The 24,317-nt window shown below is 71.7% G+C and carries 25 protein-coding genes; 13 read left to right on the top strand and 12 right to left on the bottom strand.

Annotated features, from left to right (window positions below; all coding sequences use genetic code 11):
• Nucleotides 1–215: 215 nt before the first annotated feature.
• From ABIA38_RS43290 to purU, 4 genes are all read left to right on the top strand, one after another.
• On the top strand, nucleotides 216–1,076 hold the full coding sequence (locus ABIA38_RS43290) for a uroporphyrinogen-III synthase (RefSeq protein ID WP_424644530.1): 861 nt from the start codon (nucleotides 216–218) through the stop codon (nucleotides 1,074–1,076).
• Nucleotides 1,077–1,238: 162 nt separating this feature from the next.
• Entirely contained in the window at nucleotides 1,239–2,102 is an 864-nt protein-coding gene (locus tag ABIA38_RS43285; protein WP_424644529.1) for a hypothetical protein, read from the top strand.
• Nucleotides 2,103–2,286: 184 nt separating this feature from the next.
• On the top strand, nucleotides 2,287–2,724 hold the full coding sequence (locus ABIA38_RS43280; protein WP_424644534.1) for an SCO4402 family protein: 438 nt from the start codon (nucleotides 2,287–2,289) through the stop codon (nucleotides 2,722–2,724).
• Between the two features lie 117 nt (nucleotides 2,725–2,841).
• Nucleotides 2,842–3,759 carry a formyltetrahydrofolate deformylase gene (gene purU / locus ABIA38_RS43275; RefSeq protein ID WP_424644528.1) on the top strand — a complete coding sequence of 306 codons (918 nt, stop codon included), beginning with the start codon at nucleotides 2,842–2,844 and terminating at the stop codon, nucleotides 3,757–3,759.
• 13 nt (nucleotides 3,760–3,772) lie between these two features.
• On the opposite strand, the gene ABIA38_RS43270 is transcribed toward purU, so the two are convergent.
• Entirely contained in the window at nucleotides 3,773–3,991 is a 219-nt protein-coding gene (locus tag ABIA38_RS43270) for a hypothetical protein (protein ID WP_424644527.1), read from the bottom strand.
• Nucleotides 3,992–4,427: 436 nt separating this feature from the next.
• Here ABIA38_RS43270 and ABIA38_RS43265 point away from each other — a divergent pair, with 436 nt between their 5' ends.
• Nucleotides 4,428–5,621, top strand: coding sequence for an RtcB family protein (locus ABIA38_RS43265; RefSeq protein WP_424644526.1), 1,194 nt, complete (start codon nucleotides 4,428–4,430; stop codon nucleotides 5,619–5,621).
• 68 nt (nucleotides 5,622–5,689) lie between these two features.
• Here the strand turns inward: ABIA38_RS43265 and ABIA38_RS43260 are convergent, their stop codons facing one another.
• From ABIA38_RS43260 to ABIA38_RS43250, 3 genes are read right to left on the bottom strand one after another with little or no spacing between them, the layout of a single operon-like run.
• Nucleotides 5,690–6,244 carry a DUF1772 domain-containing protein gene (locus ABIA38_RS43260; protein WP_424644525.1) on the bottom strand — a complete coding sequence of 185 codons (555 nt, stop codon included), beginning with the start codon at nucleotides 6,242–6,244 and terminating at the stop codon, nucleotides 5,690–5,692.
• Nucleotides 6,245–6,296: 52 nt separating this feature from the next.
• Nucleotides 6,297–6,776: a DUF1772 domain-containing protein gene (locus ABIA38_RS43255; RefSeq protein WP_424644524.1), complete on the bottom strand. Its 480-nt coding sequence runs from the start codon at nucleotides 6,774–6,776 to the stop codon at nucleotides 6,297–6,299.
• Nucleotides 6,777–6,778: 2 nt separating this feature from the next.
• Nucleotides 6,779–7,702 carry an NAD(P)H-binding protein gene (locus ABIA38_RS43250; protein WP_424644523.1) on the bottom strand — a complete coding sequence of 308 codons (924 nt, stop codon included), beginning with the start codon at nucleotides 7,700–7,702 and terminating at the stop codon, nucleotides 6,779–6,781.
• Nucleotides 7,703–7,784: 82 nt separating this feature from the next.
• Here ABIA38_RS43250 and ABIA38_RS43245 point away from each other — a divergent pair, with 82 nt between their 5' ends.
• A complete protein-coding gene (locus ABIA38_RS43245; protein ID WP_424644522.1) occupies nucleotides 7,785–8,774 on the top strand; it encodes an AraC family transcriptional regulator in 990 nt (329 codons plus the stop codon).
• A gap of 3 nt (nucleotides 8,775–8,777) precedes the next feature.
• Here ABIA38_RS43245 and ABIA38_RS43240 read toward each other — a convergent pair whose 3' ends face one another.
• Both ABIA38_RS43240 and ABIA38_RS43235 read right to left on the bottom strand, forming a co-directional pair.
• Nucleotides 8,778–10,160: a HAMP domain-containing sensor histidine kinase gene (locus ABIA38_RS43240; protein ID WP_424644521.1), complete on the bottom strand. Its 1,383-nt coding sequence runs from the start codon at nucleotides 10,158–10,160 to the stop codon at nucleotides 8,778–8,780.
• Entirely contained in the window at nucleotides 10,157–10,858 is a 702-nt protein-coding gene (locus ABIA38_RS43235; protein WP_424644533.1) for a response regulator transcription factor, read from the bottom strand. The genes ABIA38_RS43240 and ABIA38_RS43235 overlap by 4 nt, the downstream gene beginning before the upstream one ends.
• Before the next feature lie 71 nt (nucleotides 10,859–10,929).
• Here ABIA38_RS43235 and ABIA38_RS43230 point away from each other — a divergent pair, with 71 nt between their 5' ends.
• From ABIA38_RS43230 to ABIA38_RS43215, 4 genes are all read left to right on the top strand, one after another.
• Nucleotides 10,930–12,132: a UDP-N-acetylglucosamine--N-acetylmuramyl-(pentapeptide) pyrophosphoryl-undecaprenol N-acetylglucosamine transferase gene (locus ABIA38_RS43230; RefSeq protein ID WP_424644520.1), complete on the top strand. Its 1,203-nt coding sequence runs from the start codon at nucleotides 10,930–10,932 to the stop codon at nucleotides 12,130–12,132.
• Nucleotides 12,129–13,151: an SDR family NAD(P)-dependent oxidoreductase gene (locus ABIA38_RS43225; RefSeq protein WP_424644519.1), complete on the top strand. Its 1,023-nt coding sequence runs from the start codon at nucleotides 12,129–12,131 to the stop codon at nucleotides 13,149–13,151. Before ABIA38_RS43230 ends, ABIA38_RS43225 begins: the two co-directional genes overlap by 4 nt.
• Nucleotides 13,152–13,228: 77 nt before the next feature.
• On the top strand, nucleotides 13,229–13,762 hold the full coding sequence (locus ABIA38_RS43220; protein ID WP_424644518.1) for a GNAT family N-acetyltransferase: 534 nt from the start codon (nucleotides 13,229–13,231) through the stop codon (nucleotides 13,760–13,762).
• 135 nt (nucleotides 13,763–13,897) lie between these two features.
• Nucleotides 13,898–14,437: a GNAT family N-acetyltransferase gene (locus tag ABIA38_RS43215; protein WP_424644517.1), complete on the top strand. Its 540-nt coding sequence runs from the start codon at nucleotides 13,898–13,900 to the stop codon at nucleotides 14,435–14,437.
• Nucleotides 14,438–14,446: 9 nt separating this feature from the next.
• Here the strand turns inward: ABIA38_RS43215 and ABIA38_RS43210 are convergent, their stop codons facing one another.
• Nucleotides 14,447–15,313 (bottom strand): carboxymuconolactone decarboxylase family protein, encoded by an 867-nt coding sequence (locus ABIA38_RS43210; RefSeq protein ID WP_424644516.1) that lies wholly within the window; start codon nucleotides 15,311–15,313, stop codon nucleotides 14,447–14,449.
• Nucleotides 15,314–15,493: 180 nt separating this feature from the next.
• On the opposite strand from ABIA38_RS43210, the gene ABIA38_RS43205 reads away from it, so the two are divergent.
• Nucleotides 15,494–16,669 (top strand): hypothetical protein, encoded by a 1,176-nt coding sequence (locus ABIA38_RS43205; protein WP_424644515.1) that lies wholly within the window; start codon nucleotides 15,494–15,496, stop codon nucleotides 16,667–16,669.
• Nucleotides 16,670–16,687: 18 nt separating this feature from the next.
• Here ABIA38_RS43205 and ABIA38_RS43200 read toward each other — a convergent pair whose 3' ends face one another.
• The 5 genes from ABIA38_RS43200 to ABIA38_RS43180 all read right to left on the bottom strand — a co-directional run bounded on the left by ABIA38_RS43200 (nucleotide 16,688) and on the right by ABIA38_RS43180 (nucleotide 22,198).
• Nucleotides 16,688–17,599 (bottom strand): DUF2797 domain-containing protein, encoded by a 912-nt coding sequence (locus ABIA38_RS43200; RefSeq protein WP_424644514.1) that lies wholly within the window; start codon nucleotides 17,597–17,599, stop codon nucleotides 16,688–16,690.
• 212 nt (nucleotides 17,600–17,811) lie between these two features.
• Nucleotides 17,812–19,422, bottom strand: a complete 1,611-nt coding sequence (locus ABIA38_RS43195) for an acyl-CoA synthetase (protein ID WP_424644513.1) — start codon at nucleotides 19,420–19,422, stop codon at nucleotides 17,812–17,814.
• A gap of 2 nt (nucleotides 19,423–19,424) precedes the next feature.
• The gene (locus tag ABIA38_RS43190; RefSeq protein WP_424644512.1) at nucleotides 19,425–20,276 is read right to left on the bottom strand and encodes an SDR family oxidoreductase; all 852 of its coding nucleotides are present in this window, start codon (nucleotides 20,274–20,276) and stop codon (nucleotides 19,425–19,427) included.
• Complete coding sequence (locus ABIA38_RS43185) at nucleotides 20,273–20,977, bottom strand: nitroreductase family protein (RefSeq protein WP_424644511.1); 705 nt, start codon at nucleotides 20,975–20,977, stop codon at nucleotides 20,273–20,275. The genes ABIA38_RS43190 and ABIA38_RS43185 overlap by 4 nt, the downstream gene beginning before the upstream one ends.
• A gap of 45 nt (nucleotides 20,978–21,022) precedes the next feature.
• Entirely contained in the window at nucleotides 21,023–22,198 is a 1,176-nt protein-coding gene (locus ABIA38_RS43180; RefSeq protein ID WP_424644510.1) for a CaiB/BaiF CoA transferase family protein, read from the bottom strand.
• Nucleotides 22,199–22,388: 190 nt separating this feature from the next.
• Between ABIA38_RS43180 and ABIA38_RS43175 the strand changes: the two genes are divergently transcribed.
• Complete coding sequence (locus ABIA38_RS43175) at nucleotides 22,389–23,021, top strand: TetR/AcrR family transcriptional regulator (RefSeq protein ID WP_424644509.1); 633 nt, start codon at nucleotides 22,389–22,391, stop codon at nucleotides 23,019–23,021.
• A gap of 18 nt (nucleotides 23,022–23,039) precedes the next feature.
• Complete coding sequence (locus ABIA38_RS43170; protein ID WP_424644508.1) at nucleotides 23,040–24,281, top strand: cytochrome P450; 1,242 nt, start codon at nucleotides 23,040–23,042, stop codon at nucleotides 24,279–24,281.
• The last annotated feature ends 36 nt before the right edge of the window (nucleotides 24,282–24,317 follow it).

Here is a 24,317-nt window from a genome sequence, read left to right as displayed (position 1 = left end):
CGCGCCTGCCGCGCTCGCCGCGCCTGCCGCGCTCGCCGCGCCTGCCGCGCTCGCCGCGCCTGCCGCGCTCGCCGCGCCTGCCGCGCTCGCCGCGCTCGCCGCGCTCGCCGCCGAGGCGCTGTGGTCCCGGGCACCTGTTGGCGGGGTTCGTGGTGCTAACTCTCGCGTGACCCCGTGGCAACAACGGCGTAACACGCGTCGGCGAGGCTCGGGGGATGGAGACAGGTGCGGGCGGTGGGCCGTTGGTCGGGTTCATCGTCGGGGTTACCGCGGCCCGGCGGCGGGAGGAACTTGTCGCGCTGCTCCAGGGGTTGGGCGCCGAGGTGGTGGACGTGCCCACCGTGCGGATCGTCGAGCCGGGGGAGGACCCGGTGTTGCGGCGGGCCACCGAGCGGGTGTTGGAGCGGCGGCTCGACTACGTGGTGGCCACCACCGGGGTCGGGTGGCGCGGGTGGTTCGGGGCCGCGGAGGGGTGGGGGCGAGGGCCTCGGCTCCTGGCCGCGTGTCGGGCGGCCGTCCTGGTCGGTCGCGGGCCGAAGGCCACTGCGGCGGTGCGTGCGTACGGATTACGCGAGGTGTACTCGCCCGGCTCGGACGCCGGCGACGAGCTGCTCGCCTGGCTGCTCGCGCGCGATCTGCGCGGCCGGCGGATCGCGGTCCAGGAGCACGGTGTGCCGTCCACGGGCCTGACCGACGCGCTGCGCGAGCGCGGCGCCGAGGTGCTGGAGCTCCCGGTCTACCGCTGGGGCCCGGCGGAGGATCCCGGCGCGGTGCGCCGACTCGTCGAGCAGACCGCGCGCCGCGAACTGCACGCGCTCACCTTCACCAGCGCGCCCGCGATCGGCGCGTTCCTGGACGTCGCCGACGAACTCGGCCGCCGCGCCGAGGCGTTGGCCGCACTGCGGGCCGACGTACTGCCGGTGTGCATCGGCCCGGTGTGCGCGCGTCCGTTCGCCGAGCAGGGCGTCGACGCGGTGTGGCCCGAGCGCGGCCGGCTCGGCTCGCTGGTGCGTACCATCGCCGAGACGCTCCCGGCGAGGGCCCGCCGGGAACCGGACACCGGCACCGAGCGCTGATCCCGCCGGGCCGCGCGGTCCGCTCCGGCACCGGGTGCGGTTGCCGGCCGGCCGTGGGTCCTCGAGCAAAGCGGTATATTTCCAGCGCGCGCTACCCCCCGCCTGGTAGGAGCCGAGGACCAACCCGCACCATGGCTGGGTGACAGGGGGTGAACACGTACCTTGATACGCATACGGAAACGCACACGGCTGTCGGCGGTCGTGCTGCTCGCCACCACCATGGCCGCCGCCGCGGCCTGCACCGGATCACCCGACACCGGCAAGGTCGCGGACACCGTGGCCACCGCCGGGTCGAGTTCGGCGCGGCTCGCCACGGACCCGAACAAGCCCGCCGCACCGGCCGGCGCCGGCCCGACCGCGGTCGGCGCTCCGCCGGTGGTCCCGCCCGCCGCCGCGGGCGACTCGCCCGAATCCGGCGCCTACGGGAGCGAACTGCTCACCCACATCCGCGCGACCGTGCACGGGAAGCATGTGACCCGGGTCCGGGTGGCCAGCTCGTACAGGGTCTACAAGGTCACGCTGGAAACCGACCTGGTACGCGGCAACGGTTCGAACGTGCAGGCCGAGGAGCTGGTCCGGGACCGCGCGGGCAAGCTGCTCACCGAGACCGCGCAGTGGGCGGAGGACCATCCGGCGTTGTGGGTGGGCGGGATCGAGATCCTCGACTCGGACCGGGACCAGATCGACTACCGGCTCGGCGCCGAGCGGGACGGCCGCAAACCGGCCGCGGACGACTACGGGGCCGCGATGCTGGCCGCGCTGCACACCACCCCGGAGGGGGTCCGGCTGCAGCAGGTCCGGCTGACCATGGACCACAAGGGCAAGTACGAGGTCGCGGTCGACACCGACCTGTCCTCGCACCTGCCGGGCGACTACTCGACCGAGGCCGCGCAGACGTTCAACACCGCGGCCCGGATGGTGCTCGCGGCGCAGAACTGGATCCGCGCGCATCCCGGCTTCGAGGTGGCGGCGCTGCGCGTGTACGACGAGGAGCGCGGGTTGATCACGATCAAGGTGGTCGACTGAGCGCGCGTCCCGGGCCCGGGCGGGCGACCCGGGAGCGGGCCGCCCGGCTGTCGGGAACGGTCCGCTCTGCGGCATGATCGGCGCGGGTCGGAGCACCGGTCGCGGGCAGGCCGATCGCATCGGATCCGGCTCGGATCGGCAAAACCGAAGCGGGGACAGGGGAGGAGGCGCCACGATGGCACGTATGCGCCAGAGCAGCGTTCCGTGGTGGCGTTGGCGGGCCCAGGTCCGCTCCGCGCTGCACATGTTCGGCGACCCGACGTTCCAGCGCGAGTGCTGGCTGGCCGGCCGCCCGGAGTACGGCTCGATCACCGACGCCGTCTATCGCCTCGTCGGCGACTCGTGGTTGGACCGCTGGTCGGCGAGCCGCTACGTCGGAGCACTGGTGGTGGACGCGGACGAGGCGGCGCTGGTGGACGCCGCGGTGGTGGAGATCCTGGCCGTAGTGCACGAGATCGGCGAGGACGCCCCGGCGCCTGCCTACCTCACCCACCCGCGCTGGCCGCAGGTGGTGGCCCGCTCGCGCGCCGCGCACGTCGCGCTGGCCACGGCGGACCAGGACGATCCGGACGCGGGCCCCGACTCGCTCGACGTATTGCGCATCCGTACCGGCGGGCGCTGACCCGCCTCGGACGTGGGATCCTGTACGACCGGCCGGCTCGCGCGACACGTCGACCGGGTCGCACACCCGGCCGCACATCGCCGCACATCGCCGCACATTGGGAAGAAGGGCGCGTCCATGACCGAGCAGACCAAGCCTCTCGACGGCGGCGGTAGCGGTAGTGGCAGCGGCGACGCCTCGACGGGCGGCGGTCAGTACGTACTGACCCTGTCCTGCCCGGACAAGCGCGGCATCGTGCACGCGGTGGCCAGCTTCCTGATGATGACCGGCTGCAACATCGTGGACAGCCAGCAGTTCGGCGACCGGGACACCGGGCTTTTCTTCATGCGCGTGCACTTCACCGCCGAGCCGGGCGTCGAGCTGGACGCGCTGCGGGCGGGCTTCACCGCGGTCGGCGCGTCCTTCCGGATGGACTGGCAGATCCACGACGGCGACACCCGGATGCGGGTGTTCGTGATGGTCAGCAAGTTCGGCCACTGCCTCAACGACCTGCTCTTTCGGGCCGGCATCGGGGCGCTGCCGATCGAGATCGTGGGTGTGGTGTCCAACCACCGCGACTTCGAGGAGTTGTCCCGCTCGTACGGCGTGCCGTTCCACCACATCCCGGTCACCCGCGAGACCAAGCCGGAGGCCGAGGCGCAGCTGCTCGCGCTGGTGCGCGAGCACGACGTCGAACTGGTGGTGCTGGCGCGCTACATGCAGGTGCTCTCCAACGACCTGTGCAAGCAGCTCGAGGGCCGGGCGATCAACATCCACCACTCGTTCCTGCCGAGCTTCAAGGGCGCCAAGCCCTACCACCAGGCGCACGCACGCGGGGTGAAGCTGATCGGCGCCACCGCGCACTACGTCACCGGCGACCTGGACGAGGGCCCGATCATCGAGCAGGAGGTCGAGCGGGTGGAGCACGCGGTCACCCCCGCCGGGCTGGTCGCGATCGGGCGCGACGTCGAGTGCCGGGCGCTCTCGCGCGCGGTCAAGTGGCACTCCGAGCGGCGTGTGCTGCTCAACGGGACGCGTACCGTCGTCTTCACCTGAGCGTCGCCGCGCCTCACCGGGAGCCGAGCACGAACGCCACCGAGCCGACGACGGCCGCGGCGATGCCGGCGAGCCAACCCGCCCGGGCGGCGCGCGGGAACTCGGTGCGTTCCAGCGGGCCGTCGCCGTCGAAGTCGCGGACCGCCGGCGGCACCCGCTGCCGCCGGCGGTCGCGGCCGAACAACACGCAGGCGACGGCGGTGATCCACGCGGCTACCCCGACGACGAACATGGATCGGGAATGTACGCCCGGGCCGGTCGGCTGTCACCGCGGCGCGCGGGGTGCGCGAGGGGCGCCCGGGCCGCCGGCCCGCTTCGACCGGAAAACCCTTTGCGGCGTGGCTCGTTGCCATGGCTTGATGGAGGCCGAGCCAGGATCGGACCTGTCACGGGTCCGGTCCCCGTAGGGAGAGGAGCGAGCCGGTGCGGTTCCGTGACCAAAGCCGACGCCCCGTCAGGTGTGTGTCGGCCCGCCGCGTGTAACCCCTGCTTCGCTTCCTGCTCCGCGGGTCCCGCAGTCGCCAACCCTGCGGCACCCGCCACCGGCTGCCCCCGTGGCGCACCCGGGCACACTACCCGGAGTGCGCCGGGGCAGCCGACCGAGACTTCTTCGAGCCGCCGCGCTCATGTCCGGCCGCTTAAACTGCACTCAGGAGAGTGACCCACCCATGTCGTACACCGAGGTTCCGGGCAACCGGGTACCGATTCGCATGTGGACCGACCCCGCCGCCGTCGAGGGCCAGGCCATGGAGCAACTCCGCAACATCACCACCCTCCCGTGGTTGCACGGCCTCGCGGTGATGCCCGACGTCCACTTCGGCCGCGGCGCCACGGTCGGCTCGGTGATCGCCATGCGCGACGCGGTCTGCCCGGCGGCGGTGGGGGTGGACATCGGTTGTGGGATGAGCGCGGTGAAGACCTCGCTGACTGCGGCCGACCTGCCCGACGACCTGTCCAAGGTCCGGTCGAAGATCGAGCAGGCCATTCCGGTCGGGACGGGCATGCACGGCGAGGCGGTCGACCCGAGCACGCTGTACGGGCTCTCCGCGGCCGGATGGAGCGAGTTCTGGTCGCGCTTCGACGATGTCGCGGACGCGGTGAAGTTCCGCCGGGAGCGGGCCATGAAGCAGATGGGCTCGCTTGGATCCGGGAATCATTTTGTAGAACTTTGTGTAGATATGTCCGATTCTGTGTGGCTCATGTTGCACTCGGGCTCGCGCAACATCGGCAAGGAACTGGCGGACCACCACATGTCGGTGGCCCGGTCGCTGCCGCACAACCAGGGCATCGTCGACCGGGACCTGGCGGTGTTCGTCAGCGACACGCCGGAGATGGCGGCCTACCGCTCCGACCTCTACTGGGCGCAGGAATACGCGGCGAAGAACCGGGCGATCATGATGGCCCTGTTCCAGGAAGTGATCCGGCGCGAGTTCCGCAAGGCTCGGGTGGGCTTCGAGGAGCCGATCAGCTGCCACCACAACTACGTCTCGGAGGAGACGTACGAGGGCGTGGACCTGCTGGTCACCCGCAAGGGCGCGATCCGGGCCGGCCGCGGCGACCTGGGCATCATCCCGGGATCGATGGGTACGCGGTCCTACATCGTGCGCGGCCTGGGCAACGAGGCAGCGTTCAACTCCGCGTCGCACGGCGCCGGCCGCAGGATGAGCCGCAACGCGGCCAAGAAGCGGTTCACCGTCGCTGACCTCGCCAAGCAGACCGAAGGCGTCGAGTGCCGCAAGGACTCCGGTGTCGTGGACGAGATCCCGGGCGCCTACAAGAAGATCGAGCAGGTCATGCGGCAGCAGCAGGACCTGGTCGAGGTGGTGGCGGAACTGCGCCAGGTGATCTGCGTCAAGGGCTGACCACCGGCCCGACGACGTCGAAGGCCCGCCCGGATTCGGGCGGGCCTTCGACGTGTCCCGGTCTTCGCTCACCGGCCGCGGCTGGTGCGGCCGAAGAGGATCAGGGCTCGGGCCAGGGCTGCGGTGGCGGCGGTGGCGGCCAGGGTTCGGGCGATGTTCCAGGCTATCCAGGTGTTTTCCACGTCGTTGCGGAGCTTGGCCGGGTCGGCGATCTTCGTCGGGTCGCCGGCGTCCTTGAGTTTGTTGTTCAGCGGGATGTTGCCGGCGATCGTGATCAGCAGGCCGAGGAAGGCCAGGGCGACGCCGGCGATGATCCAGCGGGTGAGGTCGGGGCGGGACAGGCCGCGGGATTTGACGATGGCGATGATGCCCAGGATCGGGGCGCCGAAGAAGCAGGCGAAGAAGACGGGGTTCTCGATGCGCTTGTTGACCTGCTGGAGGACGTCGATGAAGGTGCGGTCGTCGACGTGCGCCAGGCCCGGCATGATCGCGACGGCGAAGCAGAAGTAGACACCGGCGACCAGGCTCGTGGTGACGAGGGTGGCGCCCAGGACGGTGCCGAAACCGCGTGGTGTGGTGGGCTGTTGGAGCTGCTGCGGGTGCTGGTGCCGAGTGGTCGTCATGCCGGGTCCCCGTTTCGAGTGGTCGAGCCTTCGGTATCGCTGGGTCGGTGGGTCAGTGGGTCAGGGCGAGGGTCAGACAGGCCGCCGCCGCGATGGCGGACAGCGCGCGGACGTGGTTCCACCTGGTCCAGTCGGTCCGGTAGGCGGCCCAAAGGCGGTCCTCCGCCTCGGAGTTCGGCTCGACCCGGGCCAGCGCGTCGTTGCGTGGCACGTGGTAGCCGGCGGTGAGCCCGATCGCGCCGATCAGGTAGCTCAGCCCACCGGCGAGCAGGTATCCGGCGTACGCCTCGCGCCACGAGACGATCGCGGTGATCCCCAGGCCCACACACAGCAGCGCGGTGCCGAACAGGCCGGCCATGAACGGCGGGGTCACCGCTTTGACGTTGATCGAGCGCATCGCCGCGGCCCCCTGAGCCGCCGGCAGTCGGCCGAGGCCCGCCATCACGAAGGAGGAGAAGCCGAAGAAGACGCCGCCCATCGACGCGCAGCCCAGGGCCGCGACGAGGGTCAGTACGAACAGGGGGCCGCTCATGGTCACACCTTCCAGACACCGCGCTCGGCGGCGTCGTTTACGTAGTCGGAGAAGTCGCGAGGTGCCCGGCCGAGCGCCCGCCGTACGCCGTCGGCGAGGTGTGCGTTGCGCCCGTCCATCACCTCGCCGAACAGGAACGACAACAACTCGATCACCTCCGCGGGCACCCGGTGTTCGGCCAGAACCGCCGAGTATGCCGCCAGTGGAACCCGTACGAACGTGATGTCCCGGCCGGACGCCCGGGCGATCTCGGCGACCGCGTCGGCGAAGGTCAACAGCCGCGGACCGGTCACCTCGTAGACGTGGCCGGCGTGCCCGGCCTCGGTGAGCGCGGCGACCGCGACGTCGGCGATGTCCTCAACGTCGACGAACGGCTCACCCACATCGCCCACCGGCAGCGCCAGTTCGCCGCCCAGGATCGGGCCGAGGAACTCGCCCTCGTCGAAGTTCTGCGCGAAGAAACTGGCCCGCACGATCGTCCAGTGCGCGCCCGATGCGCGTACCCGGGCCTCGGCGTCCTGCGCCTCGGGCTCACCCCGGCCGGACAGCAGGACCAGGTGCTCGACGCCCTGCTCGGCGGCCAGTTCGGCGAACGCGCCGACCGCTTCGGCGCCGCCCGGGGCGGCGAGGTCCGGCTGGTAGGAGATGTACACCCGGTCCACGTCGCGCAGGGCCGGGGCCCACGTGGCCCGGTCCGCCCAGTCGAACGGGACGGCCGCCGAGCGCGAGCCGATCCGGACCGGACGGCCCAGCGCGGCGAGCTTGGCGGCGACCCGGCGGCCGGTCTTGCCGGTCCCGCCGAGCACGAGCGTGGTTTCGGCGGCTCCGGCGGCTCCGGCGGCTCCGGTGGCTTCGACAGTTTCGGTGGCTTCGGTGGCTCCAGCGGCCTCGGTGGAGTTTGCGAGGTGTTGTTCGTTCGTCGTCATGTGCTCTATTCAAGACCCGCGCGGTGAGACTGAACATCGCTGAAGCGCCCAATTACATGTTCGATCGTCTAGGATTTGAGCCATGGACGCTCTCGCGAGTCTGCTCAACGGGCCTCGGGCGCAAGGCGCCTTCCTGCTCCGGTCGATGCTGAGCCCGCCGTGGTCCATGCGGATCCACGACGAGGCGCCGCTGACCATCGTGGCCATGGTGCGCGGCCACGCGTGGATCGCCCTGGACCGGGGCGATTCGGTCCGGCTGACCTCGGGTGACGTGGCCATCGTGCGCGGCCCCGACCACTACCGGGTCTCCGACGAGCCGAACACGCAACCGCAGATCATCATCCACCCGGGCCAGCGCTGCTCGACCCCGGACGGGCGCGATCTGGCCAAGGAGATGGCCCTGGGCGTGCGCACGTGGGGGAACAGCGCGCAGGCCGAGACGATCATGCTGACCGGGACCTACCAGATGGCGGGCGAGGTCAGCCGCCCGCTCCTGGAGGCACTGCCCACGCTCGCGGTGATCCGGGCGGACGAGACGGGCTCCCCGGTGATCCCGCTGCTCGCCGACGAGATCGTCAAGGACGGACCCGGCCAGGACGCGGTTTTGGACCGGCTGCTCGACCTGCTCCTGATCGCGATGTTGCGCACCTGGTTCGCCCGGTCCGGGACGGACGCGCCGGGCTGGTATCGCGGTTACCGCGACCCGGTGATCGGCCACGTGCTGAGCCTGATCTACAACAACCCGGAACAACCCTGGACGGTCGCCTCGCTGGCCGGCGAGGCGGGCGTGTCCAGGGCCGCGCTGGCCCGCCGGTTCACCGAACTGATCGGCGAGCCGCCGATGACGTTCCTGACCGGCTGGCGCCTGGCGCTGGCCGCCGACCTGCTGTGCGACCCCACCACCACGGTCGGCGGGATCGCCGAGAAGGTGGGCTACGGCGACGCGTTCGCGCTCAGCACCGCGTTCAAGCGGGTCCGGGGGATGAGCCCGCGCGAACACCGCACCCGGGCGCTGCGCCGCGAGGGTGTGGGCATCGACGGATCGCGGCACCTGCTGGCCGGATCGGGCTGAGCACTACCCCCGCCCGCCGGGCGAGGGTGCGGCGAACCGCAGCCGGAACAGCGCCCCGCCGCCCGGCGCGGCCTCGGCGGTGAGCGTGGCACCGTGCGCCTCGGCGATCTGCCGGGCCAGCGCCAGACCGAGCCCGGAGCCCGGCAGCGCCCGTGCGGCGGAGGCGCGGTAGAAGCGGTCGAAGACGTGCGGCAGATCCTCCGGCGCGATGCCGGGCCCGTGATCGCGCACGGTGAGGTCGAGATCGGCGCCGAGGGTCACCTCGACCGGCCCGCCCGGCGGGCTGAACTTGGCCGCGTTGTCGAGCAGGTTCGACACCAGCCGGGCCAGCCGCGCGGGCACGCCCGAAACGGTTCGCGCGTCCGCGAGATCGACGAACTCGAAGGCCACGGACGGCCAGTGGTCCCGGGCCGCCCGGACGCAGTGTCCGACCAGGGTGCCCGGCCGGACCTGCTCGACCAGCGCCTGTGGCTCCTCGTCCCGGGCGAGTTCGATCAGGTCGTTGACCAGCCCGGTCACCTCGCGCAACTGTCGCTGTAGCGCGGCGCTCGCCCGGTCGCGTTGACCCGCCGTCAACCGGTCCGCCCGGCCCAGGAGTTCGGCGTTGGTGCGGAGCGCGGTCAGCGGCGTGCGCAGCTCGTGCGAGGCGTCCGCGACCAGCCGGCGTCGGGCGGTGACCGACTGCTCCAGCTCGCCGAGCATGGTGTTGAAACTCCCGGCCAGACTGGTCAGTTCGTCCGCCCGCCGACCCGGCGGCAGCTCGATGCGCAGGCTCGCGTCCCGGGTCGTGGCGATCCGCCGGGCGGTCGCGGTCAGCCGGGCGACGGGGGCCAGCCCGGTCCGGGCCACCGCGTAGCCCAGCCCGGCCGCGAGCAGGACACCCGCCGCCGCGACGGCCGCCATCAGCTCGCCCGCCTGCCGCACGCCCCGGTCCACGCCATCCGAACGCAGCGCCACCTGCACCGCCTTGCCCGGGCCGCCCTGGGTGGTCAACATCCGGGCGGACCGGCCGCCGACGGTGACCTTCGTATAGAACGCCCGACGCTCGCGGGCCGCGACCTCGCGCGTGGCGGGCTTGACCGGCAGTAGATACGGCGTCGCGGGGTCGGCCGCAGGATCGGCCGGCACGATCTGGGTGCACGGCGGCGCGGACAGGTAGGCACACTCGCCCTGGAGCACCCCCGGCGGATCGGTCCGGTGTTGTAGCTGCACCAGGGTGGCCTGCTGGGTCAGGCTCAGCTCCAGTTGGTGGACCAGCTCGTAGCGGATGATCGTGTACGCCGCCGCACACACGCCCAGCGCGACCAGCGCCACCGCGCCGGTACACGCGAGCGCCAGCCGGGTGCGCAACGGCCGCCGCCGGCGCCACCGCGCGTGCGCCCTCACCCGTGCCCCGGATCACGATCGAGCCGGTAGCCGACGCCATGCACGGTGTGCACCAGCCGCGGCTCGCCCGCCGCGTCGAGCTTGCGCCGCAGGTAACCGATGTACACGGCGGGCGAGTTGGAGTCGGGGCCGAAGTCCGCGCCCCACACCCGCTCCATGATCACCTCGCGCGGCAACACCTGGCCCGGGTGCCGTAGCAGCAACTCCAGGAGCGCGAACTCGGTACGGGTGAACTCCAGCGGCCGGCCGCCCCGCCGGCCGGTACGGGTGAGCGGGTCCACGGTCAGATCGCCGTAGGTGTAGCTGCGCTCGGCCGGCGGCTCGGGCGCCGCCCGGCGCAGCAGCGCGCGCAGCCGCGCGGTCAGCTCGTCCAGGGCGAACGGTTTGACCAGGTAGTCGTCGGCGCCCGCGTCCAGTCCGTCCACCCGGTCGCTGACCGAGTCGCGCGCGGTCAGCACCAGGATCGGCGTACGGTCGCCGAGCGCGCGCAACCGGCGGCACACGGCGAGGCCGTCCAGGACCGGCATCAGCACGTCGAGCACGATCGCGTCCGGCTGCCAGCCGGCCACCTCGCTCAGCGCGCTCGGGCCGTCGGCGGCGCCGCGCACGAGGTAGCCCTCGACCGCGAGGCCGTCCTCGACGGCGGCGCGTACTTCCGGGTCGTCGTCCACGACCAGCACCTTGGGGCCGTTGCTCATGGTCATGCGGCCAAGGTTCTCAAAAGGGACGCTTAGAACTCTCTTATCCCGGGCCGTGAGGCTGCGGTGTCATGCGCACAGGAGACCTGAAACACCTCGACGAAGGGTCCGGGGACCGGCCGCTGTCGGTGCTGATCGGGGCCGGCGGCACCGGCGGCCACATCTATCCGGGGCTCGCCCTGGCGGACGCGTTGCGCCGCGCTGATCCGAGAGCGGTGATCTCGTTCGTGGGCACTGCTCGCGGTTTGGAGACCCGGCTGATCCCGGCGGCCGGCTACCGGCTGCACACCGTGGAGATGATCCCGTTCGACGCGGCGCTCGGCCCGCGCCACTTCCTGCTGCCCGTCGCGCTGCTCGCATCCGGCCGCCGCTGCCGGGAGATCCTGCGCGCGCAGGGCGCGCAGATCGCCGTCGGGATGGGCGGCTACCCCAGCGCTCCGGCGATCGTCGGCGCCCGGTTGGCCGGCCTGCCGAGCGTGGTGCACGAATCCAACGCGGTGCCCGGCCGGGCCAACCGGTTCGCGGCCCGGCTGACCCCGCACCTCGCCCTCGCCTTCGACCGCACCCGCGACCACCTCCCCGCCGGCGTCACGGCCGAGACGGTCGGCATGCCCCTGGTCGGCGCGCTGGCCACGCTGGACCGGGCCGCGTTGCGCACCGAGGCGCGGGCCCGGCTCGGCGTACCGCGCGGCGCCCGGCTGATCCTGGTCAACGGCGGCAGCCTGGGCGCCACCCGGCTGACCGAGGCCGCCCTGATGCTGGCCGAGCGCTGGCGGGCGCGGACCGACGTACGTCTGCTGATCAAGACCGGCCCGACGGCGTTCGACGCGGTCCGGGCCGAGCTCGCGGACAGCCCGGTGGCCGAGGCGGTCGCCTACCTGGACCGGATGGACCTGGCCTACGCCGCCGCCGACCTGGTGATCTGCCGAGCCGGCTCGGCCACCGTCGCGGAGTTGGCCACGATCGGTGTCCCCGCCGTCCTGGTGCCCTACCCACACGCCCCACACGACCACCAGACGCACAACGCCCGGGTGCTCTGCGACGCCGGCGCCGGCCTGCTCGTACCGGACGCGGACTGCACCGGCGAGCACCTGGCCGGCCTCCTCGAACCGCTGCTCGCCGACCCGCTGCGCCTGGCCGCGATGGCCCGCCCGGTCGAGCCCGGCACGCACACCCACGCCGCCGACCGACTGGCCGCCAAGGTGCTCCGCACGATCGGCCGCACCGCCCACCCGATTCCCGAACCCGCCCAGCAAGCAAGGAAGATCGCATGACCGAGCAGACCGACCCGAAGCCGGACCCGACCACCACCGCCTGGACCGGCCGCACCGTGCTTGTCACCGGCGCGGAGGGCTTCATCGGCAGCACCCTGGTGGACCTGCTGCTCGAGCGCGGCGCCCGAGTGCGGGCTTTGGTGCACTACAAGCCCTACGCCGAACGCGGCCATCTCGCCGCCCACCTGGCCGACGACCGGGTGGAGATGCTCGCCGGCGACGTTCGCGACGCACACCGAGTCCTGGACGCGGTCCAAGGTTGCGACACGGTGTTCCACCTGGCCGCGCTGATCGGGATCCCGTACAGCTACCAGGCGCCGGAGGCGTACGTACAGACCAACGTGGTCGGCACCCAGAACGTCGCCGCCGCCTGTGTGCGGCACGGCGCGCGGCTCGTGCACACCTCCACCAGCGAGGTGTACGGCAGTGCGATCACCGCGCCGATCGACGAACGCCACCCGCTCCAGCCGCAATCGCCGTACTCCGCCTCGAAGATCGGCGCGGACATGATGGCGCTGTCCTACTGGCACGCCTTCGACCTGCCGGTGTCGGTGGTGCGCCCGTTCAACACCTACGGCCCGAGGCAGTCCGCCCGCGCGGTGATCCCCACCATCCTGGCCCAACTGCACGCCGGCAGCCGGGAGATCCGGCTCGGCTCGCTCACCCCGACCCGGGACTTCACCTACGCGACCGACACCGCCGAGGGCTTCCTGGCGGTCGCGCCGGCCGACGCCACCATCGGCGAGGTGATCAACCTGGGCACCGGCACCGAGGTCTCGATCGGCGAACTCGCCCGAGCCCTGATCCACGCCTCCGGCCGGGACGCCGAGATCGTGGTCGACCCCGCCCGCCTTCGCCCGCCCGGCAGCGAGGTCGAGCGGCTGCTGTCCGACAACACCAAGGCCCGCGAACTCGCGGGCTGGCAACCGCGGATCGACCTGGCCGAGGGCCTGCGCCGCACCTCCGCGTGGGTGGCCGCCAACCCACAGGCCTTCGCCCCGAACCGCTACCAGGTCTGACGCGTCGGCGGCGATTGTCGGTGCGAGGTGATCAACTTGGCCGGACCCGTCCACCGCACCACCAGGAGCCGAGCACGATGGCGGAGCACGCACCCGAGGCAGTCGTCCGGATCGAGCCCTGGTCGGCGGACGACCTGCCGCTGCTGCAGCGGATGAACGCGCCGGACATGACTGAGTACCTCGGCGGGCCGGAGTCGGAGGAGCAGGTGGCCGCGCGCCATCGGCGCTACCTGGCGATGGGCGACGGCGCGACCGGGCGGATGTACCGCGTCGTGTCGAGCGCGACCGACACCCCGGTGGGCGGGATCGGCTTCTGGGCCAAGGAGTGGCAGGGCGAGGCGGTCTACGAGACCGGGTGGGGCATCCTGCCCGAACACCAGGGGCACGGGCTCGCCGCCGCTGCGGCGCGCGCGGTGGTCGAGGCGGCCCGGGCCGAGGGCGGATCCCGATGGCTGCACGCCTATCCCAAGGTCGAACACCCGGCGTCCAACGCGGTTTGCCGCAGGGCGGGCTTCACCCTGCGCGGCACCTGCGACTTCGAATACCCCACAGGTCACCCCATCGTCTGCAACGACTGGCGGATCGAGCTGCGTGGGACCGGGGTGGGGTGACGGAATGGCACATCCCAGGGTCGGCGGATCCGTTCCCGGTGAAGGCGACGCGGTGTCCGAACTCCTGGCAATCTCCGAGCAGTTGAACGTCTGAGCATTCCGGACACCACCGGAATCGAACCGAATGGTACGCGCGTGGCACCTCGCATCACGGTCGTCGAGACCGCCCGACTGATCCTGACCCGGCCCCACCCCGACGACGCGGCGGCGGTGTTTGCCGTGCACGGGGATCCGGAGACCAATCGCTACAACCCGCTGGGGCCGATGCGTTCGGCCGAGGAGGGCGTCGAGTTCCTCCGCACGATGATCGAGGACTGGACGCGGGACGGGATCGGCTACTGCGCCGTCGCGTTGCGCACGGATCCGGACGCGGTGTTCGGCTTCGCCGGGACGCAGCTGACTCGGCGGCTGCGGCCGGATGGCATACCGGTGTTCAACCTCTACTACCGCTTCGCGCCGATCGTGTGGGGCCGGGGACTGGCCCGCGAGGCGGTCGACGTGACGATCGAGCTGGCCCGTCGCACGCACCCGACGATGCCGATCTTCGCGGTGATCAACGGGGACAACGTGCCGTCCCTGACCCTGGCCCGCCGGGTCGGCTTCCGGGCGAGCGACGCGTTCGTGGACCGCGAGGGGCGCGATGTGTATCTGCTCCCGAACGACGAGGCGTCCTAGACCGCCTGCTTAGACCGCCCGCTCGGCGAACACGGCGCGGGCGACGGTGATGCCGTTGAGCGCGGCGGGGAAGCCGGCGTAGCCGGCCATCTGGGTGATCGTCTCGACCACCTCCGCCTCGGTGCCGCCGACGTTGAGCAGGCCGTGGATGTGCACCGCGAGTTGCGGCGCGGCCGTGCCGAGCGCGGTGCACATCGCGATCGTGGCCAGCTCGCGCGACTTCAGGTCCAGGCCGGCGCGCGAGTACACGTCACCGAACGCGAACTCGACCACATAGCGGCCCAGATCGGGTGCGATGTCGCGAAGCGATGCCACGACCTGCTCGCCGGCGTGCCCGTCCACCTCGGCGAGCGCGATCAGGCCGCGCCGGTAGCGGTCGTCGGCGGCAGTCCCGGTGGGCTCGGCGGCCTCCGCTTCGGTCTCGTGCGCGGCCTCGGTCGCCGGGTGGGCCTCGAACACCTCACGGGCGGCGGTGAGTCCGTTGAGTGCGGCGGGGAATCCGGCGTAGAGGCAGGTATGGATCAGGACTTCGACGATCTCGCGCCGGGTGCATCCGACGTTGAGCGCGCCGGCCAGGTGGAAACGCAGCTGCGGCGCCGCGTTGCCGAGTGCGGCCAACGCCGCAACGGTGGCCAACTGCCGCTGCCGAAGCGTCAGTCCGGGCCGCGAGTAGATGTCGCCGTAGCCGAACTCGACGGTGTACCGGGCCAGATCGGGGGCGATGTCGGCAAGGCTTTCGAGTACGGCGGGCCGGTCGGTGCCGGCGACCTGTCGCAGGACGGCCAGGCCGCGCTCGTAGCGGTCGTCCAGGGTGGCGGTCGCGGCGGCGGCGGTGTTGGCGACGGCGGTGGTGGCGACGGTGTTTGTGCTGTTCATGTTCGGGACTTTATGAATTGGAGTGAACTCGAAGTCAAGCCTGCCATCGATCGGGGTCTGCCGGTCGCGATGCAACCGCGGCGGAAACGATCCGTGGCTTCCAGGTGCTGATTCGGTGTGGAAACGTGATCCGGGCCACCCCTGATCGGACCTGTCGGTTGGCGCCGGTATCTTGCTCGCGTGTCGGAGCACAGGGGGGACCGGGACGCAGGCGAGGGCCGCGACCGGATGGATGGAAAGTCGGGCGACGGGTCGGGTGGGGCCGATCCGAACGACCCGTTCGCGGGCTACGTGTTCGACGAGGATTTCGTCAAGGGCGCGACCCGGACCGAGGGTTCGGCGCGGGCTCGGATGTTGGCCCGCAAATGGGCGAACGAGCCGCCGGAGCAGCAGCCTTGGCGAGCCGACGGGCCACGGCGGCCGGGTGGCCGGAAGCGGCTCAGGACCGTTGTGGTGACGGTTGCGGTGCTGGCCCTGGTGGCCTTCGCCGCCGCGCCGGACCGGGTGTTCGGCTGGTTCGAGTCGTCGAATACGGCCACCGCGGACGAACCGGTGAACCAGCCGCCGGTGACCCTGATCGCGACCTCGGCGCCGTCCGGCGGACCGCGTGGCGCCGGGCAGTCGGGCCGGCCGACCCGGGCGAATCCGTTCGCGGGATCGCCGGCGGTGAGCTACGCGGACAACGAGGCGGGGATCACCCTGCCCGAGGTCAAGCCGGTGGCCGGCTTCACTCCGGCGGAGGTCGCCGACGCGTTGGAGACCACCCGCCGGCTGCTGATCGCGGGAAACCTGGACCGCGACGTGCTCGCGGGGGGTCGCCCGGCCGCGTTCCTGGCCGCGGTCGACCCGGCGACCCGGTTCGGCGAGCGGCTCGAGGCCGCGATCGCGGCCAACCGGTGGGAGGACAGTCCGCTGCTTTGGGTGACCCGGTTCGATCCCAAGGAGGTCGAACCGGTCGGCAAGGTGGTCAAGGTGACCGGGGTGATGAGCTACGACCTGGACGCCAAGGGCGGGTTGGTGGTGCACGCGGACTATTCGTTCGTCTACCCGGTGGCCAGGACCGGTGGTGGTTCGGGCGCAGAGGTGACCCGCTCGGTGATCCGTCGCGAGCTGAACACCAGGCGGGCCCGAGCCGGCGACGCGGCACCGACCCCGCCGGGCACGGTGGCGCTGGTCGGGGTGGGCCTCGATATCGCGAACTCCGCGTGTTCACAGCGGGACGGGTACGTGCATCCGGAGTTCTCGAGTACGAACTCGGGCCCGCAAGCCGAGCCGTCCCACCGGTCCGATCCGTACGATCGACGCAACCCGATGTCCTTCGGGCGCGACGAGTGTGGGGTGTCGGATCGGATCTGAACCGGGCCGGACCGGCTGCTATCCGAAGAGGCTCTCCTGGACCGAGCCGTCCGGGGCACGACCGGTGTCCAGGGGCTTGACGGTGACGCCGCGGACCGGGCCTCGGTCGGGGGTCAGCCACCAGCCGGTGAGCAGGCGCAGGTCCACGAACAGCGGCCCGGTGTCCGTGTGCAGAAGGGCATCGTGGCCCGCGACGCACGCGAACTCGCCGTACAGCAGCGCGTCTTCGTCGAGTGCGGCGATCTGGTTGCGGGTCGGAGGGGGTGCGTCGGTCAGGCCATAGAAGCCGCTCAGGTCCTGGATGTCGCAGGGCGCCGGGGTCAGGGTGTCCGGGAGCAGTGCGGTCAACCGCTCGTGCGCGGCGGCGAGTTCGGCCGGCGGGCCGACCTCGCGGGTGCGCCACCAGGCCGCGGCCTTGGCCCGGTGCGGGATGCGTTCGCGGACGATCCCCGTCGCGGAGCAGGCGCGTTCGGTGGCGCGGATCGGGATCAGCGGGCCGTGGGCGAGCCAGGTGTACTGCGGCGCACCCTGATCGGCGAGGCGGGCGGCGCGTCGTTCGGTGGCGGTGAGACCGACCTTGACCAGACCGGGGCCGAACCAGGCGAGGTAGAGCGAGAACGGCCGCGGATCGTCCATTGCCTGATCCCGGGCCAACTTGCGACCGGGGTCGGCGAGGGCGCAGGCGTCGCACTGGGACCGGGCTGCACTTGCCGGCAACGCGGACCCGGTGGGACACGGCGTGTGCCTGTCCTTGCGCCGGATGCCGACGCAGGTGCGGGGGCCGTGCAGGCGCCATCCGGCGAGGGTGCCGGGGGTGAGCGCCTGTTGCGACTCGTGGCCACTCGGGTCGACCGACACCAGGTGCGCTCGGCCGTCCTGCCAACGGATGCCGGTGGCGTGTAGGGCGCTTCGCTGGTGGGGTACGGTCATCGGCCCACGATACGTGAACGGGCTGCGGTTGCGTTGCACTTGGCTCGGGAGGGTGTACCCGCCCGCTCCACCCGTTGCCTCCACGTCGATGGCTGCGGTTCTGGAGGCGGCGGGGCGACCTGGTCTGGCCCCGCGGCCCCCGGGGTGGCCGGCCGGGAGTTGGTGGGTTGGCTGCTCCCGACCCATCCCGGCGCCGGCTCCGCCGCTCTGGGTCAGCTCTTTGCCTCCGCCACCTCTTTTGCCCAGCGGTAGTTGGGCTTGCCCGCCGGGGTTCGTGGGACCTCGTCCACCACCACCAGGTCGCGGGGGATTTTGTAGCCGGCGAGGTGGGGCTTTGCGTGTGTGGTCACGTCCTCGATGGTCAGCGAGTGGCCCTCGCGTAGGGACACCACCGCTGCCACTCGTTCGCCGAAGCGTGGGTCCGGGATGCCGACCACCACCGCGTCGTATACCGCCGCGTGGGCCTTGAGGATGCCCTCGACCTCCTCCGGGAAGACCTTTTCGCCGCCCGTGTTGATGCAGACCGAGCCGCGACCGAGCAGGGTCACGTCGCCGTCGTCCTCGACTCGGGCGAAGTCGCCGGGGATCACCCAGCGCACGCCGTCGGGGTCGACGTGGAACGTCTCGGCCGTCTTGACCGGGTCCTTGTAGTAGCCGATCGGGATGTGGCCGGTCCGGGCCAGCCGGCCGCTCTCGCCCACGCCCACCGGGCGCAGGTCCTCGCCCAGGATCGCCGTCTTCGGCTTGAGCGGGAATCGGCCGCCGGCCGTCTGCGAGCTGCCCGCGCCGAACTCGGAGGCACCGAAGCTGTCGGCGATGTACAGACCGGGGATCAGCCGGGCGAGCTGGGCCTTGACCGACGGTGAAAGCAGCGCGCCGCCGGAGCCGATCACCTTGAGCGTCTCGATGGCGTGGTCGCCGCGCTCCAACTCGTCCGCGATCGGACGCGCCATCGCGTCGCCGACCAGCATCATCGTTACGCAGCGCTCGCGCTCGACAGTGCGCAGGATCGCCGCCGGGTCGTAGCGCAGGCCGGTCCACAACACCGCCGTGCCCGCGCTGAACAGGGTGATCCAGGTGATCCACTGCCCGTTGCCGTGCATCAGCGGCGTGGTCAGCATCTGGACCAGGGGCGCGCCCTCGGCCTTCGCGGCGAGCAGTTCGGGGTCGGCGATCGGCTCGCCGCCGAAGTTCCCGCCGCCCATCGCCGCGCAGAAGATGTCCTCCGAGCGCCACTCGACACCCTTGGGGAAGCCGGTGGTGCCGCCGGTGTAGACCATGTATCGGTCGTCCGCAGAGCGCTGCTCGAAATCGCGAGCGGTGCTCTCGACTGCGAGCGCCGCTTCATAGTCGATGTGGGTCTTTTGGTCGATCTTCTGGCCGGGTTGTTCGTCGGGTTGCTCGTCGGACTCGTCCGTCACGACGAATACACACTTCAGGCCCGGCGCCCCGGCCCGCACCGCCGTCACCTTCGGCAGGTATCCCGCCTCGACGACCAAGCCGGCGAGGTCGGCGTTGTCCACGATGTGGCGAAGTTCGTCCTCGACATACCGGTAGTTGATGTTGATCGGCACCATCCGCGCCTTGAACGCGCCGATCATCGCCTCCAACCACTCGGCCCGATTGCGCGAGTAGATGCCGATGTGGTCGCCGGTCGCCAGCCCCGCCGAGACGAACGCGTGCGCCGCCCGGTTGGCTCGCTCGTCCAGTTCGCGATAGGTCAGCCGGACCTCGCCCGCGACCAGCGCGAGCCGATCCGGACAGGCGTCCACCACGACCTCGAACAGGTCCGCCAGGTTGAATACCCGCTGGGTCGTTGCCATGGTCAGTTCCCTTCCGCGACGATGCCGCGCAGGCCGTCCGCGCCGAAGACCGGTTCCAGGAAGGCTCGGAAGTCGGGGCCTCGGCGCAGGTGATGGCCGCCGTCCACGTGGATGTTCTGGCCGGTGATCCAGGTCGACTCGGGGCCGACCAGGAAGGCCGCGAGCGCGGCGATGTCCTCGGTTCGGCCGACCCGACCCAGCGGCGTGCAGTCCAGGTAGTCGTCCAGTACCGGCCCGCCCCGGGTGACCGCGTCGACCAACTCGGTCGCCACCAGGCCCGGCAGGATGCTGTTCACCCGGACGCCGCTCGCGCCCAGTTCGTCGGCGGCGAGCCGGACCAGGTGGTCGACGCCGGCCTTGCTCACGCCGTACGCGCCGAACCAACGATGCGTCGTCGAGGACGCGACCGAGGAGATCGCCACGAACGAGCCACCACCACCGGCCGCCATCCGCCGGGCGGTGTGCTTGAGCACCAACATCGTTCCGGTCAGGTTGAGTTCGACCGTCTCGCGCCACTTGGCGGTGTCCAGCCGAGTCAGCGGCCCCATCGTGGAGTTGCCCCCGGCCGAGGCCACCACCGCGCGCAGCGGCCCCAGTTCGGCCGCGCTCGCCACCGCGGCCTCGACCTGCGCCTCGTCGGTGACATCGGCCACGGCACAGCCGATCCGCACACCGGGCGCCGCCACCTGCGCCAACTCGCCTACCGCCGCCCGCAGTCGGTCCGCGCTGCGCCCCGCGATCAGGACGTGCGCCCCGTCCGTGACGAACCGCCGCGCGCAGCCGAGCCCGATCCCACTCCCACCACCGGTCACCAGCGCCACCGAGTCCGTCAACGGCAGTTCCGCACGGGTCACCGGGCACCTCCCTCGACCGAACCGGGCACGTACGCCGCCCCGTCCGCCGGCCACAGCGGCGCCGCCACTTCGAAGCCGACCGGTTCCCCCCAGCCGTTGCGATACGCCACCTCGTGCGCCGAAGTCCTGGGCGCCACACCCCACTTGCCGGTCGGATAGCCGAACGAGACGCAGCACGCCATGTGCCAACCCTGGTCGGCCGGCACCCCCAGCACCTCGAACACCGCGTCCCGGTGCGCGATCCCGAGTACCGCGGTCAGCGCGCTGCCCACCCCTTCGGCCCGCGCGGCCAGCATCGCGTTCCACACCGCCGGGAAGATCGAGCCACCCGTCGGGTCGTGTCGGGCGAAGCCGAACATGAACAGCGGGACCTGTTCGAAATGGTCCGCGAGCCACTGCGACGAACGCCGCACCCGGACGAAGGACCGGCTCTGCGCGCTGTCCGGATCCGCTTCGGCGGCGGCCACGCGAGGTGCGTACAGGGTCTTCCACAACGCGTCGACGGCCTCCCGGTACAGCGGCCCGAGCCGGCCCTTGACGCCGGGGTCGTCCACCAGCAGAAAGCGCCAACTCTGGCTGTTGCCACCACTGGGCGCCCGTACCGCGGCGTCCAGGATGCGTGCCTGCACGTCGAACGGGATCGGATCCGGCTTGACCCGACGCATCGCGCGCGTGGTGTACAGCGCCTCGTGTAGTTCCATGAAATCCCTTGAAGTTCCGTACCGGTAATGGGTGGTGAGGCGGCGTCAGACGACCGCGCCGAGTTCCCGCAGGCGCTCGAGGTCGGCAGCGGCGATCCCCCAGACGGCCAGGGCCGCGTCCGTGTCGCCGCCCTGCTCGGCCGGTCCCGGATGCACCGGCCGCCCCGGCACCGCCGCCGGGGTGCGGGAGAAGCGCGGCGCGGGGGCCGGTTCCGGCAGTCCGTCGGCGTGCAGGAAGGTGCCCCGCTCGACGTGATGCGGATGCGCCGGCGCCTCGCCGGGGGAGAGCACCGGCGCAAAGCACGTCTCGGTGCCTTCCAACAGCGCGCACCACGCGTCCCGGGTGCGGCCCGCGAACACCTCGGCAAGCCGGGCCTTCATCGCGGGCCAGTGCGCCCGATCGTGCTGCCGGCCGAGATCGGCGAACACCGGGTCCGCGGCCAACCCGAGACGATGGATCAACTCGGCCCAGAATCGCGGCTCGATCGCGCCGACCGCCACATACCCGGCGTCCTCGGTCTCGTACACGTCGTAGAACGGCGCGCCGCCGTCGAGCATGTTGGTCCCGCGCGGCCCGAGCATCCCGGCCGCACCCATGGTGAACCAGGTCGCGCCGAGCGTCGCGGCGCCGTCGATCATCGCCGCGTCCACCACCTGCCCTCGGCCGGAGCGGGCCGCCTCCAACAGCGCGGCGACCAGCCCGAAGGCGAGCAGCAGCCCGCCGCCGCCGAAGTCGCCGATCAGGTTGAGCGGAATGCTCGGTGGTTGACCGGCCCGGCCGATCGGTTCCAACATCCCGGCCAGCGCGATGTAGTCGATGTCGTGCCCGGCCGCCGAGGCCAGCGGCCCGGTCTGCCCCCAGCCGGTGAGCCGGCCGTACACCAACCGCGGATTGTGCTCGGCGAGCACGTCGGGGCCCAGGCCGAGCCGTTCCATCACGCCCGGCCGGAACGGCTCGATCAGCGCGTCGGCGTCGGTCGCCAGGCGCAGCGCCAGGTCGACCCCGGCCGGGTGCTTGAGGTCGATCGCGACCGAGTGTTTGCCCCGGTTCATCGGGTTGCGCGGCGGCTTGGCGTATCCCCCGCGGGCCTCGTCCGCGCGGTCGATGCGCAGTACCTCGGCGCCCAGGTCGGCGAGCAACATCCCGCAGAACGGGCCCGGCCCGAGGCCGACGAACTCCACCACGCGGATTCCCGCGAGCGGTCCTTCTCTGGCGGTCACGGCGCCTCCGGCGGTCCGTTCGGCGTGGCCGGCGAGTCCGGCAATTACTGGAACACGTTCTCACTGAATCTGACGAGACGTCAGACTAGACTTCCGTCTCATCCGTAGGCAAGATCACGGCGGAACGAGCCGGCGCACCACCTCGACCGCACCACCCTCGACCGCACGACCGAAGAGGACAGGCGCATCCGTGGCCGAACCCCGCAGCACCTCGACGATCACCCTCACCAGGTCGCTCACCCGCGACCAACAGGCCCGGCGCGAACGGCTGGTGCGGGCCGCGTGCGACCTCGCGCTCGAAGGCGGCTACGCCGCCGTGACGATGCACGACGTCGCGGATCGTGCGGGGGTGGCCCGGGCCACCGTGTACCGCTACTTCACCTCGAAGAACCACCTGCTCAGCGAGGTGTCGGCGCTGTGGATCGGCGAACTGTCCGACGAACTCGCGGCCCGGCCGCTGCCCGCCGACCCGGCCGGCCGACTGGCCGCGCTGCTGTGCCGGATCGTCGAGGTCAGCGCGGAGAACCGGCTGCTGACCGAGGCGGTGGTGCAGGCCGCCACCGCGCCCGATCCGTCGGCCGGCCAATCGCAGGAGACCTTCCACCAGAGCATCCACCGGATCACCGGCCTGGCCTTCGGCGACCCCGTCGACCCCGATTTTGCCGACCGCGCCGCCGCCGATCGCCGGCGCGACATCGAGACGGTGCTCGGCCACGTCCTGCTCTCCGGCCTGGTCAGCCTCACCGCGCGCGGTCGCGCACTCGACGAGGTGCAGGAGCTGATGCGCACCGCCGTCCGACTCTTCGTCCCGCTCGACACGTGATCACCCCGGAGGTCCGCCATGACCACGACGCCCACGACCCCCGACGTCCCGGACACCCCCGACACTTCCAATACCCCCAGCACCCCCGGCACCCCCGACACCCGGCGGGACATCCACCTGCTCGACCGGGACTGGTACGCCGGTGACCCCTACGCCGACTACGCCTGGCTGCGCGAGCACGCGCCGGCGTACTACAGCGAGCGCGCCGGCGTCTGGGGCCTGACCCGGCACGCCGATCTGGCCTGGGCCGAGCGCAATCCCGAACTGTTCTCCTCGGCCAAGGGCTCGCGACCGCTCGGCTATCCGCAACCGTCGATGATCGACGCCGACGACCCCATCCACTACCGGCGCCGCAAGCTGGTCTCCAAGGGCTTCACCCCCCGGCAGATCGCCGCGATGGAGGACCACGTCCGGGACATCGTCACCACGCTGATCGACGCGATGCTCGCGGGCGGTCGCAGCGCCGAACTGGTGCGGCAGTTCTCCGCGCCACTGCCGATGACGCTGATCGGCGAACTGCTCGGGGTCGGCGCCGAGCACCGCGACCAACTCCAGCACTGGGCCGACGTGATGGTGATGCTCTCCGACGGCGGCGAGCTGAGCCACCGGGCGGGCGAGGCGTTCCGCGAATACGTCGCCTACACCACGCGGGTGATCGAGGACCGCCGGCGCACCCCGTCCGACGACCTGATCGGGATCCTGGTCGACGCCGAGATCGACGGCGAGAAGTTGTCCTTCGACGAGCTGATCGGGGAGTCGCTGCTGCTGCTCGTGGGCGGCAACGAGACCACCCGCAATGTGATCTCCGGTGGTATTGCCGCGCTGTTGGCCGCACCCGAGCAACTCGCCCGGCTGCGCGCGGATCCCACGCTGATCCCCGGCGCCGTCGAGGAGGCGCTGCGTTGGGTGTCGCCGGTGGTCAACATGGCCCGGCACACGACCCGTGACGTCGAACTGCACGGCACGGTGATCCCGGCCGACTCGACGGTGATGATGTTGTACGGGGCGGCCAACCGCGATGCCGAGGTGTTCGCCGACCCGGAGCGCTTCGACGCCTTCCGCACCCCCAACCCGCACATCGCGTTCGGCACCGGGCCGCACTTCTGCCTGGGTTCCGCGCTGGCCCGCCTCGAGATCCGGGTCGCCTTCGAGGAACTGCTGCGCCGGCTGCCCGAGTTGCGGCTGGCCCCGAACGCCGAACTCGCGCACGGGCCGTCCTCGTTCATCCGCGGCCTGGTCGAGCTGCCCGTCGAGTACTGACCGTTCTCCCCGGCGCCGGCCCGAGGGAAGCACCTC

This window comes from Embleya sp. AB8 (assembly GCF_049739465.1).
Classification (GTDB): domain Bacteria; phylum Actinomycetota; class Actinomycetes; order Streptomycetales; family Streptomycetaceae; genus Embleya.
The sequence above is the reverse complement of the archived record's forward strand: the minus strand, read 5'-3'. Positions and strand labels throughout refer to the sequence as shown.